Raw genomic sequence first — 13,796 nt, 5'->3', positions numbered from 1 at the left:
TGAGAGGTTTCTCAGAGTCCGGCCGAGCTACTCCATGCGCAGGACGGCGACGTCGGGCTCCGTCTTCTTCGCCGGCCCGGGCACCACGGCGAGCTCGCCATTCTTCACGGCGCACGTGGCCTCCGCCGGAGGCACCACGCGCACGGGGTTGAGCGTCTCGGGCCGGCCGAACTTCACCGCGCTGGTGGCGAGCATCCGCTCCTGCTTCTTCCCGCTGTCGCTGTCGCTGTAGACGACGCTGATGGCCTGGAAGGGCGTGGGCAGCTTCAGCTTCATCCGGTAGCCCTGCTTGCCGGGCAGCTCGGCGCGCTCCACCTGGAGCGTCTGCCTGGGCGAGCCGAAGGCCGGGAACACCTTGCCATCGGCGACGCGGATGCCCCACTGCGAGGGCAACTGCGCGGCCGCGGGCTTGCCACAGCCGGTGAGCTCCTGGGGCGGCTGAGGAGCCAGCCAGAGCTCCACGTGGTCATCGTTGAGCCACTTCGCGCTCGGGCCCGTCCACTTGTTGTCCCGCACCTCGACGAGCAGGGTGTCCGGCGCCACCAGCAGCGCCTTCAGCCCCGCGTCCTTCGGGTCGTTCTGGGTGCCCAGCAGGAAGTTGCCCGCCTCGAAGCCACACGCGCCGAGCCCCGCCTGCTTCCACCCGCCCTCCAGGTACGCCTTGTCCACCTGCACCTGGGGCAGGAACGGCAGCGTCCGCTCTCCCAGCGAGGCCTGGCCCGGCTCGCACTCGGGAGCGGCCCGGACGACCTCGCCACGCAGCTGCTCGGCGTCCCAGTAGTCACCGCTCTCCTTCTGCTCCGCGTCCATGCCGTCGGTGCTCCGGTGGCCCTCGATGACCTGCCGCAGCGGGGAGAGCTGCAACGTGCGCGAGACGGACCAGCGCTGGCGGCTGCCACCGCTCTGCTCGTGCGTGAAGCGGTTGTCCGCCACCGTCACCAGGTCCTCACCCACGCCCGCGGAGCCATAGCCGTCATTGCACACGGACAGCAGGAGCTGGGCGGGCTGGGACGGGCGCACCAGCCACCACTCGAGGGCCTCGCACTGGCCCTCCTCGCGGGAACCTTCCTGCTTGCGGCTGCCCGGGCCGAACTTGCGCCCGACGAAGTCAGCGGACGTGTCCGCGTCCGCCCAGCCGAGAGACAGGTGCTTCACCTGGAGGGAGCGGCCCTGTGCGTCCTTGCCCGCGTCGAGCGTCTCCACGACGCGGCAGGGCTCGCGCTTCGCGCAGAGCGGGTCCTGGGAAGAAGCGGGCGGAGCGCCCAGCAACGACAACACCAATACCGAGACAGTGGGGTTCATGGCGGGCCAGCTTGCACCAGCTGACGGAAGGGTTGAACCCTGGGTGTGTCCCGGCCGCCCTCGTGACGGGCCCGGCTCGGGCACTCCGGCCCACTCTGGTACACTGGAGCGCATGTTCCTCAAGGACATCGAGAAGCACGAAGGCAATGGCTCCTACTCGGAGCTCATCCGGCGCGCACGGAGCAGCGGAGCGCCGCCCTCCGGCCTCTGGCACCTGTTGGCGTTCAAGCCGGAGATGACGGAGGCGCTGACGCAGTTCACCCAGGCGGCGATGCGCGGGCCCTCGCCGCTGCCCGCGGGCATGCGCGAGCTGATCGCCGCCTTCACCTCGCGGCGCAACCAGTGCGTATTTTGAACGAACTCCCACGCCGCGGTCGCGGCGCGAATGCTGGGCGATGAGCAGAAGGTCCAGGCCGTCCTGGAGAACCCCGACACGGCTCCCATTCCGGAGGCCGAGCGGGTGTTGTTCCGTTTCCTGGAGAAGGTGAATCGCGAGGCGGAGCACATCCGCGAGGAGGACGTGGAGGCCGTGAAGGCGGCGGGCTGGACGGACGAGGCGGTCTACGACGCCATCACCGTCTGCGCGCTCTTCAACTTCTACAACCGGTGGGCGGATGCCACGGGTGTGCGCGAGCACCCCGTCGAGGTCTACGAGCGCAGCGCCGAGCGGCTCTCCAAGGGGGGCTATGTCGCGCCCCCACCGGCGGGAGGAGAGAAGAAGGCGCCCTGATTTCCTGATGCTCCCTCTCCCCCCGGGAGAGGGTTGGGGTGAGGGTATCCGAGCCCGTTCTTTCAACCCGTGGCCCTCGGTGTGGACAGGGGGTTCAACCCGGGGCCCAGGCACCCTCACCCCGTCCCTCTCCCGAGGGGAGAGGGGAAATATTCGAGGGGATATATTCGAGGTTCTACCTGAAGGGGCTCAGTGCACGCGGACGCGGCGGGCGCGGCGCAGCACCGCGTCCGTCATGCCCCTGATGGAGACGACCTCGTCCACCGCGCCACGTTGGATGGCCGCCCGCGGCATCCCGAACACCACACAGCTCGCCTCGTCCTGCGCGAGCGTCTCCGCTCCGGCCTGCTTCATCACCAGCAGGCCGTCCGCGCCGTCCTCGCCCATCCCCGTCAGCAGCACGCCGACGGCGTTCTCCCCCGCCGCCCGCGCCACCGACTGGAACAGCACGTCCACGCTCGGCTTGTGGCCGGACACCCGCCCTCCGTCCATCAACTCCACCTGGTAGTGGCCGCCGCTGCGCCTCACCCGCAGGTGCCGGTTGCCTGGCGCGATGAGCGCCCTGCCCTGCTGCACCCGGTCTCCCTGCTCCGCCTCCTTCACCTCGATGCGGCACAACTCGTGGAGCCGCTTCGCGAAGGCCGACGTGAACTGCTCCGGCATGTGCTGCACGATGACGATGCCCGGGCAGTCCGGAGGCATCCGCTCCAACAACTGCCGCAGCGCTTCCGTGCCTCCCGTGGAGGCGCCCACCGCCACCACCATGTCCGTCGTCACCGTGAGCATCGAGGGCGGCGGCCGCTCGGGGCGCGCGAGGCGTTCCGGACGCTCCGGCTCCTCCTTCACGGGAGTCCCCCGCCGCACCAGCCGGGAACGGGCCCGGGCCGCGTTGCGCAACGCCTGCACCAGCCGCGCCCGGGACTCGCGCAGGAACTCCCCGACGCCCAGCTGCGGCTTGGCGATGATCTCCAACGCGCCCTCCTGCAGCGCGCGCACCGCCGTCTCCGAGCCCGGCCCCGCCAGCCCCGAGCACACCACCACCGGCACGGGCTCGTCCTCCCGCATCAGCTCGCGCAGGAACGTCAGCCCATCCATGCGCGGCATCTCCAAATCCAACAGGATGACGTCCGGCCGCTGGCTCTTCATCTTCTGCTTCGCGATGAGGGGATCCGACGCCACCTCCACCACCATGCCCGGAACGTGCTGCAGGAGCGTGAGCACCCCCTGACGCACCACCGCCGAGTCATCCACCACGAGCACGCGCAACACGGAAGCCATGCCTCACCCTCGCCGGGTGGCCTCCCGGGTCAAGGGTCTCGGCGCGTAGACGGTGGGAATCACCGTGCGCACGCCCCATCCGGGGCCCGTGAGACTCTCGGAGTGTCCGAGGAACAACAGCCCATGGGGGGACAGGTGGCTCAACAGCCGCTCCACCGCCCGCGTCTTCGAGGCCGTGTCGAAGTAGATGAGCACGTTGCGGCAGAAGATGAGCTCGAAACGCCCCACCACGCCCTGCCCGTCATTCAGGTTCACCCGCTGGAAGCGCACCAGCGAGCGCAGCTCCGGGCCCGCCTTCATCTTCCCTTCCTGGCTGCCCACCCCGCGCAGCATGTACGAGCGGAGGTAGCTCCTCGGAATCTCCTCCGCCTTGTCCACCGGCCAGAGCGCCTGGCGCGCCCGCTCCAGCACGCGCGTGGACAGGTCCGTCGCCAGGATGTGGATGTCCCAGCCCTCCTCGGCCGGCAGGTGGTGGCGCAGCACCATGGCCAGGGAGAAGGGCTCCTCGCCCGAGGAGCACCCCGCGCTCCACACCCGCACCCGGCGCCCCTCGCCCGAGCCGGTGTCTCCACTCTCCCGCCACCGGGGCAACACCTCGCGCTCCAGCAGCTCGAAGTGCCGGGGCTCGCGGAAGAAGTGCGTCTCGTGCGTGCAGAGGGCGTCCAGCAACCGCACCCGCTCCGCCTCGTCCTCCTCCACGCGCCGCAGGTAGGCGCCGAACGACAGCCCCCCCAACTCGCGCAGCCGCCGCGACACCCGCCCCACCAGCAGCGCCTTCTTCGCTTCGGACAGCCAGATGCCCGCCTCGCGGTAGACGAGCCGCTGGTACCCGGCGAACTCCCGCTCCGTGGGCGGCGCGGACTCTCGCGGCGGCACGGGGGTGTCCACTGCCCTCTGGGTCTCGCTCACGCCGCACTCTCCTTCATGTGTTGTTGAACCAGTTCATGACGGCGTGAGCGGGGAACGGCGGTCAGGCCACGGCGGCCGCGGGGGGGACGGCCTTCAAGGCCTGTTGGAGGAGCGCGGGCACGTCCAGGATGAGGGCCACGCGGCCATCTCCGAGCAGGGTGGAGCCGGCCAGTCCGGGCAGGCCCTGGCACGGCTTGCCCAGGGGCTTGATGACCGTCTGGCCCTGGCCGAGCAGCGTGTCCACGGCGAGACCCGCCAGGCCCCTGCCGTGGCCGATGACGACGATGCTCTCGCGCGGTGGCGATTCTCCTCCGAGCGAGAAGTGCTCGCGCAGGCGCAGGTAGGGCAGCGGCTCGCCCCGCAGGTTGAAGATGCCGGTGCGCCCGGGGCGGCTCTCGCCGGGCGGCAGCTCCACGCACTCCACCACGTGCTCCAGCGGAATCACGTACGTCTCCTCCCCCGTCCCCACCGAGAAGCCCTCGATGATGGAGAGGGTGAGCGGCAGACGCAGGCTGAACGTGGTGCCCTTGCCGGGCGTCGTGTCCACGCAGATGGTGCCGCGCAGCAGTTCCACGTTGCGCTTCACCACGTCCATGCCCACGCCCCGTCCCGACAGCTCCGTGACGCGCTCGGCGGTGGAGAAGCCCGGCTCGAAGATGACCTGGAAGAGCGCGTCGTCCTCCGGCACCTCCTCGGGGCCCACCAGCCCGCGCGCGCGCGCCCGCGCCAGGATGCGCGCCCGGTCCAGCCCGGCCCCGTCCTCGGACACCTGGATGACGATGCTGCCCGCCTCGTGGAAGGCGCGCAGCGCGAGCGTGCCGGTGGGCTCCTTGCCCTGCGCCTCGCGGACCTCGGGCGTCTCCATGCCGTGGTCCATCGCGTTGCGGATGAGGTGGGTGAGCGGGTCGCGGATGAGCTCGGTGACGGTGGTGTCCACCTCCACCTCCTGGCCGCTCATCTCCAGCCGCACCCGCTTGCCCGTGGCCAGGCACAGGTCCCTCACCGTGCGCGTGAAGGGCTGGAAGGTGCGGCCCACGGGCACCATCCGCACCTTCATCACCAGCTCCTGCAGGTCCAGGTAGAGCCCGTCCGCCTCGCGGTGCGCCTCCAGCAGTTGCTCGGGCGTGTAGCGGTGCGCCTGGGCCAGCATGGGGGTGAGCCGCCCTCGGGCGATGGCGATCTCCCCCGTCAGGTCCAGCATCCGGTCCAGCCGGTCCAGTCCCACGCGCAGCGTGCGCTCCCGGGACGGGGCCGGCTCGGCGGGCTCGGCGCTGGTCGGCCCGTGCCACTCCGCGCCCGCCTGCGCCGGGCCCGAGGAGACGGGCCGGGACGCCGCGACCGTGGAGGCCAGCAGGCCATGCACGTCGCTGGCCGGCAGGCGCAGGTCCGGCTCGGTCACGGGCCGCAGGCCCACCAGCTCGCGCAGCGCATCCACCGATTGCAGCAGCAACGTCCCCAGCCCCGAGTGCAGCACCAGCACCCCGGCCTCCAGCCGGGTGAGCAGCTCCTCCAGCGTATGGGCCAGCTCCACCGCCGCCGAGTAGCCCATGACGGCGGTGCCGCCCTTCAGGGTGTGGACGGTGCGGAAGACCGCTCGCAAGGTCTCCGGTCCGGGAGACGCCTCCAGCGCCAACAGCTCCTGCTCCAGGCTGACGAGCTGCTCTTCCGTCTCGGTGAGGAAGACGGCGTGAACCTTCTCCAACTCGGGATTCATCTGCCGGAGTCAACAGCAATCCCCACGCCATTGTTCAGCGGGTGACAACTCCCCGGAATTGCGTCCCGGCGCTCTGGACTGGCGCGCCATGTCCAACATCCGGATTCCGGATTCCAGAATCCAGACACGGGCCCTGTTTCCCCGTGCCGCCATCACGGAGAGCGAGCGGCGAAGCGACTGCCAGGGAACCCGTCCGCCCTCAACGGGCCTTGGGGAGCTACCTGGGCGCGCTGGAAGAGGCCGTGACGCCCGTCTCGGGAGCCACCGCGGGCGGCTCGGCCGCCTCCACCGGGGCCTTGAGCGCGCTGGCCGCCAACACCTCCTGGGTGCTGAGCACGTGGTCGATGTCCAGCAGCAGGACGAACTTCTTGCTCGTTCCCACCCGCCCCATGCCCAGCAGGTAGTCCCCGTGGATGGGCGTTCCGAAGGACGGCGGCGGCATCACCGCCCCGGGCTCCAGCTCCATCACCTGCCCGATGGCGTCCGCCAGCAGCCCCAGCACGATCCGCTCCTGGCCCAGCTTCACCTCCACCACCACGATGCAGCTCCACCGGCTGAGCACCGACGGCACCATCCCCAGCTTCACCGCCAGGTCCACCACCGGCACCACGCTGCCCCTCAGGTTGAACACCCCCCTCACCCACGCCGGCGTTCCCGGCACGCGTGTCACGGTGTCGTATTCGATGATCTCCTTCACCTGCAGGATTCCGAGCGCGTACTCCTCCCCGGCGAGGATGAAGCTGAGGTACTGCGAGGAGGCGGCGGGTGTCTGTGTATTCATCGCGGCGGGCACCTAGAAGCGCTTGAACTCGCGGTCCTCGTCTGGGAGCGCGGCGGAAACAGGGGCGGAGGCGCGAGGCGCCGGGGCTCCAGGGTGGGCGAGCGCACCCGCCACCGCCTTCAGCCCATGCCCCGCGGAGTGGGCCGCCCCCGCGAAGTGCCCGCCCACCGGGGGCCGGGTTCCCGGGCGCCAGGCGCGCTCGGAGCCCTCCACCGTGCGGAAGAAGGCCACCAACTGGCTGAGCGCCTCCGCCTGGGAGGACAGCTCCTCCGCCGTGGACGCCAGCTCCTCGGACGCCGACGCGTTGCGCTGCGTCACCTGGTCCACGTGCTGCATCGCCTTGTTCATCTGCGTGACGCCGCTGGTCTGCTCCGCCGAGGCGGCCACCACCTCCTGCACCAGGTCCGCCGTCTTGCGGATGTTGGGCACCAGCTCCTCCAGCAACTGTCCCGAGCGCGTCGCCACCTTCACGCTGCTCGTCGCCAGCCCGGAAATCTCCTTGGCCGCCGTCCGGCTCCGCTCCGCCAGCTTGCGCACCTCCGTGGCCACCACCGCGAAGCCCTTGCCGTGCTCCCCCGCCCTCGCCGCTTCAATCGCCGCGTTCAACGCCAGCAGGTTCGTCTGGTAGGCGATCTCCTCGATGATGGAGATCTTCTCCGCGATGGAGCCCATGGCCGCCACCGTCTCCTTCACCGCCCGGCCGCCCTCCTCCGCGTCCCGGGCGCCCTGCACGGCCATCTGCTCCATCTGCCGGCCATGGCCGCGGTTCTGCGTGATGCTGGCCGTCATCTGCTCCAGGCTGGAGGTGGTCTCCTCCACGCTGCTGGCCTGCTCGCTGGTGCCCTGCGACAGGCTCTGCGAGGAGGCGGACACCTGGGAGGAGGCCGAGGCGAGCGCACCGGCGCCCTCGCGCACCTCGCCGATGATCTGGGCGAGCTTCTGCACCATGCGCTGCAGGGCCGCCATCAACCGGCCCGCCTCGTCCTGCGTCTCCGAGACGATACGGACGGTGAGGTCCCCCTCCGCGATGCGGTCCGCCACCTGCACCGCATCGTTCAGCGGCCGGGAGATGGCCCGGGCGATGAGGATGCTGAGCAGCAGGCCGATGAGCAGGCTGGCGCCCATGGCGGAGAGGATCCACCCCCGCGCGAGAGCATGCGTGGCATCCGAGTAGTCCGAGGCCCGCTTCGAGGCCTTCTGGAGGACGACCACCAGCCCCTCCATGTGCTCGTTGGCGGCCAGGTAGGCGGGCCGCGATTGCTCGTGGTAGTGGGTGCGCGCCGCCTCCTGCTGGCCCGAGCGCGAAAGCGCGATGACCTTCTCGTGCTCTAGCAGGAACAGCTTCCAGCCCCTGGTGAAGTTGTCGTACAGGCGCCGCTCCTCATCCAGCCGGATGAAGGCCTCGTACCGGGCGAGCCCCTGGTTGATGCTCTCCAGCATCTGCTGCATCTCCCGCTCGGACTGGGCCATCTGCATGGGGTCCGTCGACATGACGTGTTGCAGCTCGGAGATGACGAAGTCCGAGGTGTCGGTGTTGGTGTCCGAGACGGCGGAGAGGGCGGGCACCAGGATGTCCGTCACCTCACCCGTCGCGTCGTTCATCGTCTCCATCTGACGCAGAGCGAAGAAACCCAGCAGCAGCGTGAAGGCGCTCAGGGCCAGGAAGGCGACGAGCAGCTTGGTGGCAATCTTCAGATTGTAGAACCAGGTCATGGGGCGGGGCTGTCAAGAGCAATTTCCAAGCCATTGTCCTTTGGAGGACAAATCCTCGGAATCACAACCAGCAGCGCCGCCACTCCAGCCCATGTCCAGGGTCCGGATTCCGGATTCTAGACTTTGGACGAGAGGCCCAGGCTCTTGAGCTTCTGGTACAGCGAGCTGCGGGGAATGCCGAGCCGCCTGGCCGCCCGCTCCACGTGCCCGCCCTCGGCGGCGAGCACCCGCTCGATGTGGCGGCGCTCCACCTCCTGCAGGGTCAGGTCCAGCTCCGCGGCCTCGGACACGGGCGCCTTGGACTCCGGGGGCGAGGCCGAGAGCGCCCGGGCCATGGCGTGGTTGAAGCGCAGGTCATCCAGACGCAGGGTGGACGTGGAGGAGAGGAGCACGGCGCGCTCGAGCACGTTGCGCAGCTCGCGCAGGTTGCCGGGCCAGGGGTAGGCGCGCAAGGCGGCCTCGGCCTGGGGCGTGAGCGCCAACCCGGGGCGGCCCAGCTCGCGGGACAGCCGGGCGAGCAGGTCCCGGGCGATGACGGGGATGTCCTCGGGCCGCTCGCGCAGCGCGGGCAGGTGCAGCGGCAGGGTGCTGATGCGGAAGTACAGGTCGCAGCGGAAGCGGTGCGTGCGCACGGACTCGGCCAGGTCGTGATGGGTGGCGGCGATGAGGCGCACGTCCACCGAGCGGTCCTCCACCTCGCCCAGCCGGCGGAAGCGCTTCTCCTCCAACACCTTGAGGAGCTTGGGCTGCACCTGCAGGTCCATGTCGCCAATCTCGTCGAGGAACACGGTGCCGCGGTGCGCCACCTCCAGCAGGCCCTGCTTGCGGTTGACGGCGCTGGTGAAGGCGCCGCGCTCGTGGCCGAAGAGCTCCGTCTCGAGGAACTGCGGCAGCAACCCGGCGCAGTTGAGCTGGACGAGGGGGCCCCCACCCCGGGGGCCATTCAAGTGCAGCCACCGGGCGAGCACGCCCTTGCCGGAGCCCGTCTCGCCCTGGATGAGGACGGGGCTGTCACTGTCCAGCACACGGCGGGCGGTGGCCTCCAGTTCCCGGATGGCGCGGCTGCCGCCGAGGAAGGGGTTGAGCTCCTCGGCGCGGCTGGCGGCCTGGGCCTGCTGCTGGCGGCGGGTCTGCTGGGCCTCCAGCAGGCGCTCCACCATCACCCACAGGGTAGGCAGCTCCACGGGCTTGGGCAGGAAGTGCTCCGCGCCCTGCTTGATCACCTGGATGGCGGCGTCGATGGAGACGTGCGCGGTGAGCACCAGCACGGGGACGGAGGGATCCAGCGCCCGCATCTCCGGGAGCACATCCATCGCGGTGCCATCCGCCAGGCGGTAGTCCAGCAGGACGAGGTCCGGCCGGTAGCCGCGGAAGAGCTCGCGTGCCTCGCGGCAGGTCCGCGCCTCCACGACCTCCACCCCATTGGCCTCGAAGAAGTGGCGCAGGCCGAAGCGGACCGCTGGCTCGTCATCGACTACCAGAATGCGTCTCTGCACTCGGCTCCCCCTCGGCCGGGAGATACACCCGGACCTCGGCTCCCCCCTCGGCTGTATGGTCCACGGAGACCGGGCCGTGATGCTCCTGAACGATACGTTTGACGAGGGGAAGACCCAAGCCCACTCCGCCAGGACGCTCGGATGAGGTGACACCCACGGTGAAGGGCCCGAATGCCATTCCGCCCACCAGCCCTCCGCCGCCCGCCCTCCGCCTCGCGGGAGTGACCCGGCCAGGGCCTCGGCGAGCACCTGTCTTGCCCTCTTTCGAGCGGCGATGTCATGAAGGAGGGCATGTCCTTCCTGCAACAGGCGCTCATCTTCCTGGCGGCCGCGGTGGTGTCCGTCCCCCTCTTCAAGCGGCTGGGGCTGGGCTCGGTGCTGGGCTACCTCGCGGCGGGCATGGTGATAGGGCCGTGGGGCGTGGGGCTCATCTCCGACGTGGAGAGCATCCTCCACTTCGCCGAGCTGGGCGTGGTGCTGCTGCTCTTCCTGATCGGCCTGGAGTTGCAGCCCTCGCGCCTGTGGGAGCTGCGCAAGTCGGTGTTCGGCCTGGGCGGGGTGCAGGTGGTGGCCACCGGGGCGGTGCTGGCGGGAGCGGGCATGGCGCTGGGGCTGAAGCCGGCCACCGCGCTCATCACCGGCCTGGGGCTGTCGCTGTCCTCCACCGCCTTCGCGCTGCAGTTGCTGGCGGAGAAGAACGAGCTGACCACCGAGCACGGGCGGGCCTCCTTCGGCATCCTCCTGTTCCAGGACCTGGCCGTCATCCCGCTGCTGGCGCTGCTGCCCTTCCTGGGCGAGCCGGTGGCGCAGTCGACGGAGCCCGGGTGGGTGTCGGCGCTCAAGGTGGTGGGGGTGCTGGCGGGCGTGGTGCTCGGAGGGCGCTACGTGCTGCGGCCGGTGTTTCGCTTCGTGGCCTCGTTGCACAGCCAGGAGCTCTTCACCGCCACGGCGCTGCTGCTGGTGGTGGGCACCGCGCTGCTGGTGAGCAAGGTGGGGCTGTCCATGGCGCTGGGCGCCTTCCTCGCCGGCGTGCTGCTGGCGGACTCGGAGTACCGCCACGAGCTGGAGGCGGACATCGAGCCCTTCAAGGGCCTGCTGCTGGGCCTCTTCTTCATCGCGGTGGGCATGTCGGTGAACATCGGCCTGCTGGCCAGCGGCCCGGTGCGCGTGGTGGTGCTGGTGCTCGGGCTGGTGCTGGCCAAGGCGCTGGTGCTCTACGCGTTGGGCCGGTGGGCCTTCAAGAGCAACGAGCCCTCCTCGAGCATGGCGGTGGTCATCTCCCAGGGCGGCGAGTTCGCCTTCGTGCTCTTCGGGCTCGCGGTGGGCTTCCGGGTGATGGAGCGGGAGCTGGCGGAGCTGCTGGTGGTGGTGGTGAGCCTCTCCATGGCCGTCACCCCGGTGCTCTTCCTGGTGTACGACCGGTTCGTGCGGCCGCGCTTCCACCAGAAGGAGCGGCGCGACTTCGACGTGGCCGCCGAGGAGGACCACCCCGTCATCATCGCGGGCTTCGGCCGCGTGGGGCAGGTGGTGGGCCGCCTGCTGCACGTGAAGCACATCGGCTTCACCGCCCTGGACGCCAGCCCCGAGCACATCGACTTCCTCAAGAAGTTCGGCAACACGAAAATCTATTACGGGGACGCCTCGCGGTTGGACCTGCTGCGGGCGGCGCGGGCGGACAAGGCGAAGGTGTTCGTGCTGGCCATCGACGACATGGAGGCCTCGGTGCGCACGGCGGAGACGGTGCTCCAGCACTTCCCCCACCTCACCCTCTTCGCGCGCGCCCGCAACCGGCAGCACGCCTACCAGTTGATGAACCTGGGCATCCAACACGTCATGCGCGAGACGTACGCGGGCAGCCTGGAGATGACGGGTGACATCCTCCAGGAGCTGGGCCTCACCTGGTCGGAGAGCAAGAGCGCGCTGGAGCGCTTCCGCGAGCACGACGAGGCGCTGCTGCGGACCTCGTACCTCCACCACAAGGACGTGAAGAAGCTCACCGAGCTGGCGAAGCAGGCGCGGCAGGACCTGCAGGAGCTCTTCGAGAAGGACGAGCAGAAGCAGAAGAAGTCGGCGTGAGGCGCCGGCTCACTCGTCCATCTGCTGGCCGAGCAGGAGGTGGACCTCGGCCAGCTCCGCGGGCTTGCAGAAGACGTAGACGTGGTCGCCGGGCAGCAACTGGGTGGCCCCCTTGGCGGGCACCAACTCCTTGCCGCGCACGATGAGCGTCACCACGGCGGAGCCGGGCAGCGGCAGCTCGGCGAGGGTGGCGCCCGCCACGGCCGAGGCCGGATCCACGTAGAAGGGCACCACCTCGCCGTCGAGCTGGTGCATGGACGTCAGCTCCAACGCGGCCGGGGGTGGAGGCGGCGCGAGCGAGACGAGCCCCAACCGGCGCGTGAGCCACGGCACGGTGGCGCCGGGGATGAGCGCGTTGACCACCACGATGAAGAACACCACGTTGAAGATGGAGAAGGCGCCCGGTGCCCGGGCCAGCACGGGGAAGGTGGCGAGGATGATGGGCACCGCGCCGCGCAGGCCCACCCAGCCCACGTAGAAGGACTCCTTCAAGGGGAAGCGGAAGGGCAGCAGGCACAGCATCACCACGAGGGGCCGGGCGAGGAAGGCCAGCACCAGGCTCACTCCGGCGCCCACCCAGGCCACCTCCACGAGCTTCGTGGGGATGGCGAGCAGTCCGAGCATGAGGAACATGCACACCTGGGCAAGCCACGCCATGGCGTCGTGCACGCGCAGCAGGCCGCTGCGGTAGGGGAAGGACTGGTTGCCCATCACCACGGCGGCGACGTACACGGAGAGGAAGCCACTGCCCTCGAAGAGCGTGGGCAGCCCGAAGGCCAGGAAGGCCAGCGCCAGGGTGAGCACGGGGTAGAGGCCGCCCGCGGCCAGGTGTACGCGCGAGAGCAGGAGCCGGCCCGCGTAGCCGAAGCCCATGCCGAAGGCCGCGCCCACCACCATCTGCACGGCGGCATGCAGCAGGATGTGCCAGTCCAGGGGCTCGCCACTCATGAGCGCCCCGGTGAGCGCCATGGTGAGGATGACGGCCATGGGATCATTGAGGCCCGACTCCAGCTCCAGCGTCACGCCCACGCGGCGCTTGAGGTGCAGGCCACTGCCGCGCAGCACGGAGAAGACGGCCGCCGCGTCCGTGGAGGACACGATGGCCCCGAGCAGCAGCGCCTGCTTCCACTCGAAGCCGAAGAGGTGCGCGGCCACGCCGGTGACGAGCGCCGTGCCGATGACGCCCACGGTGGCCAGCAGCGCCGCGGGCTTGAGGCCGTGGCGCATGGCGGACAGCGGGGTGTTGAGGCCACCATCGAAGAGGATGAGCACCAGCGCCACGGTGCCGAGCCGGAAGGTGAAGCCGTAGTTCTCGAAGGCGATGCCGCCGATGCCCTCGGAGCCCCCCAGCACGCCCAGGAGGATGAAGAGCAGGGCCACGGGGACACCGAAACGTCCGGCGGCACGGCTGAAGAGCGCGCTCCCGCCCATCAGCACACCGAGCGCGGTGAGCAGGAAGGCCGTCGCCGTGGGCTCGTAGAGCTGCATTCCCGGACGCCTCTAGCATGGAGCCAGGCCAATGCCCGGTGGCGGAAGCTCGCCCGCCTTCGGGAGTGTGCACCGGCGTACGCCTTGGCGAGTCTTGGGCCCGTGGGGTGAACCAAGAGGCCTGAAGGCATGTGATGCTGATGGGATTCGGAGTAGTGACCGTAAGCATCTGAATCTGGGGGCCACTGATGTCCGCAAGTTCCGCCAAGGCCAAGCCGTCTCCGCCCGTCAGTGAACCTCCCCGAAACCTTGTGTGCCGCTGGCTCCCTGGCGACGAAATGAAAGCCCCGCAGGCAAGATTTGTCCGAC

General features: G+C 70.0%; 12 protein-coding genes. 3 read left to right on the top strand and 9 right to left on the bottom strand.

All coding sequences use genetic code 11. The features are described 5' to 3' along the window. Nucleotides 1-27 precede the first annotated feature (27 nt). Nucleotides 28-1,302, bottom strand: coding sequence for a hypothetical protein (locus Q664_RS46550; RefSeq protein ID WP_152622757.1), 1,275 nt, complete (start codon nucleotides 1,300-1,302; stop codon nucleotides 28-30). 112 nt (nucleotides 1,303-1,414) lie between these two features. Here Q664_RS46550 and Q664_RS46545 point away from each other — a divergent pair, with 112 nt between their 5' ends. Together Q664_RS46545 and Q664_RS46540 are read left to right on the top strand one after the other, a co-directional pair. Continuing rightward, on the top strand, nucleotides 1,415-1,657 hold the full coding sequence (locus Q664_RS46545; protein ID WP_235217151.1) for a carboxymuconolactone decarboxylase family protein: 243 nt from the start codon (nucleotides 1,415-1,417) through the stop codon (nucleotides 1,655-1,657). A gap of 30 nt (nucleotides 1,658-1,687) precedes the next feature. Then, nucleotides 1,688-2,032, top strand: coding sequence for a carboxymuconolactone decarboxylase family protein (locus tag Q664_RS46540; protein WP_043412342.1), 345 nt, complete (start codon nucleotides 1,688-1,690; stop codon nucleotides 2,030-2,032). 189 nt (nucleotides 2,033-2,221) lie between these two features. Here the strand turns inward: Q664_RS46540 and Q664_RS46535 are convergent, their stop codons facing one another. From Q664_RS46535 to Q664_RS63100, 7 genes are all read right to left on the bottom strand, one after another. Next, nucleotides 2,222-3,310 (bottom strand): protein-glutamate methylesterase/protein-glutamine glutaminase, encoded by a 1,089-nt coding sequence (locus Q664_RS46535; protein ID WP_043412340.1) that lies wholly within the window; start codon nucleotides 3,308-3,310, stop codon nucleotides 2,222-2,224. Nucleotides 3,311-3,313: 3 nt separating this feature from the next. After that, entirely contained in the window at nucleotides 3,314-4,219 is a 906-nt protein-coding gene (locus Q664_RS46530; RefSeq protein ID WP_052519559.1) for a CheR family methyltransferase, read from the bottom strand. Nucleotides 4,220-4,280: 61 nt separating this feature from the next. Continuing rightward, a complete protein-coding gene (locus Q664_RS46525) occupies nucleotides 4,281-5,933 on the bottom strand; it encodes a chemotaxis protein CheA (protein ID WP_043412333.1) in 1,653 nt (550 codons plus the stop codon). A gap of 217 nt (nucleotides 5,934-6,150) precedes the next feature. Continuing rightward, the gene (locus Q664_RS46520) at nucleotides 6,151-6,714 is read right to left on the bottom strand and encodes a chemotaxis protein CheW (RefSeq protein ID WP_043412600.1); all 564 of its coding nucleotides are present in this window, start codon (nucleotides 6,712-6,714) and stop codon (nucleotides 6,151-6,153) included. A 12-nt stretch (nucleotides 6,715-6,726) separates the two neighbouring features. Beyond that, nucleotides 6,727-8,427, bottom strand: coding sequence for a methyl-accepting chemotaxis protein (locus Q664_RS46515; RefSeq protein ID WP_043412329.1), 1,701 nt, complete (start codon nucleotides 8,425-8,427; stop codon nucleotides 6,727-6,729). Nucleotides 8,428-8,543: 116 nt separating this feature from the next. Next, the gene (locus Q664_RS46510) at nucleotides 8,544-9,923 is read right to left on the bottom strand and encodes a sigma-54-dependent transcriptional regulator (RefSeq protein ID WP_043412326.1); all 1,380 of its coding nucleotides are present in this window, start codon (nucleotides 9,921-9,923) and stop codon (nucleotides 8,544-8,546) included. Beyond that, entirely contained in the window at nucleotides 9,895-10,101 is a 207-nt protein-coding gene (locus Q664_RS63100) for an ATP-binding protein (RefSeq protein WP_084610938.1), read from the bottom strand. The genes Q664_RS46510 and Q664_RS63100 overlap by 29 nt, the downstream gene beginning before the upstream one ends. Before the next feature lie 113 nt (nucleotides 10,102-10,214). Between Q664_RS63100 and kefC the strand changes: the two genes are divergently transcribed. Next, nucleotides 10,215-11,999: a glutathione-regulated potassium-efflux system protein KefC gene (gene kefC, locus Q664_RS46505; RefSeq protein WP_043412598.1), complete on the top strand. Its 1,785-nt coding sequence runs from the start codon at nucleotides 10,215-10,217 to the stop codon at nucleotides 11,997-11,999. A gap of 9 nt (nucleotides 12,000-12,008) precedes the next feature. Here the strand turns inward: kefC and Q664_RS46500 are convergent, their stop codons facing one another. Beyond that, nucleotides 12,009-13,487 (bottom strand): potassium/proton antiporter, encoded by a 1,479-nt coding sequence (locus Q664_RS46500; RefSeq protein ID WP_043412324.1) that lies wholly within the window; start codon nucleotides 13,485-13,487, stop codon nucleotides 12,009-12,011. Between the last annotated feature and the right edge of the window lie 309 nt (nucleotides 13,488-13,796).

Origin of the sequence: Archangium violaceum Cb vi76 (genome assembly GCF_000733295.1) — a bacterium.
GTDB lineage: Bacteria > Myxococcota > Myxococcia > Myxococcales > Myxococcaceae > Archangium > Archangium violaceum.
Note: the sequence above shows the minus strand (reverse complement) of the source record. Positions and strands in the feature narration are given on the sequence as shown.

Bases quoted from the DNA above. Each gene is read 5' to 3' on its own strand.
- Q664_RS46550 (WP_152622757.1), bottom strand. From the start codon at position 1,302: ATGAACCCCACTGTCTCGGTATTGGTGTTGTCGTTGCTGGGCGCTCCG.
- Q664_RS46545 (WP_235217151.1), top strand. From the start codon at position 1,415: ATGTTCCTCAAGGACATCGAGAAGCACGAAGGCAATGGCTCCTACTCG.
- Q664_RS46540 (WP_043412342.1), top strand. From the start codon at position 1,688: ATGCTGGGCGATGAGCAGAAGGTCCAGGCCGTCCTGGAGAACCCCGAC.
- Q664_RS46535 (WP_043412340.1), bottom strand. From the start codon at position 3,310: ATGGCTTCCGTGTTGCGCGTGCTCGTGGTGGATGACTCGGCGGTGGTG.
- Q664_RS46525 (WP_043412333.1), bottom strand. From the start codon at position 5,933: ATGAATCCCGAGTTGGAGAAGGTTCACGCCGTCTTCCTCACCGAGACG.
- Q664_RS46520 (WP_043412600.1), bottom strand. From the start codon at position 6,714: ATGAATACACAGACACCCGCCGCCTCCTCGCAGTACCTCAGCTTCATC.
- Q664_RS46515 (WP_043412329.1), bottom strand. From the start codon at position 8,427: ATGACCTGGTTCTACAATCTGAAGATTGCCACCAAGCTGCTCGTCGCC.
- Q664_RS63100 (WP_084610938.1), bottom strand. From the start codon at position 10,101: ATGGCATTCGGGCCCTTCACCGTGGGTGTCACCTCATCCGAGCGTCCT.
- kefC (WP_043412598.1), top strand. From the start codon at position 10,215: ATGTCCTTCCTGCAACAGGCGCTCATCTTCCTGGCGGCCGCGGTGGTG.
- Q664_RS46500 (WP_043412324.1), bottom strand. From the start codon at position 13,487: ATGCAGCTCTACGAGCCCACGGCGACGGCCTTCCTGCTCACCGCGCTC.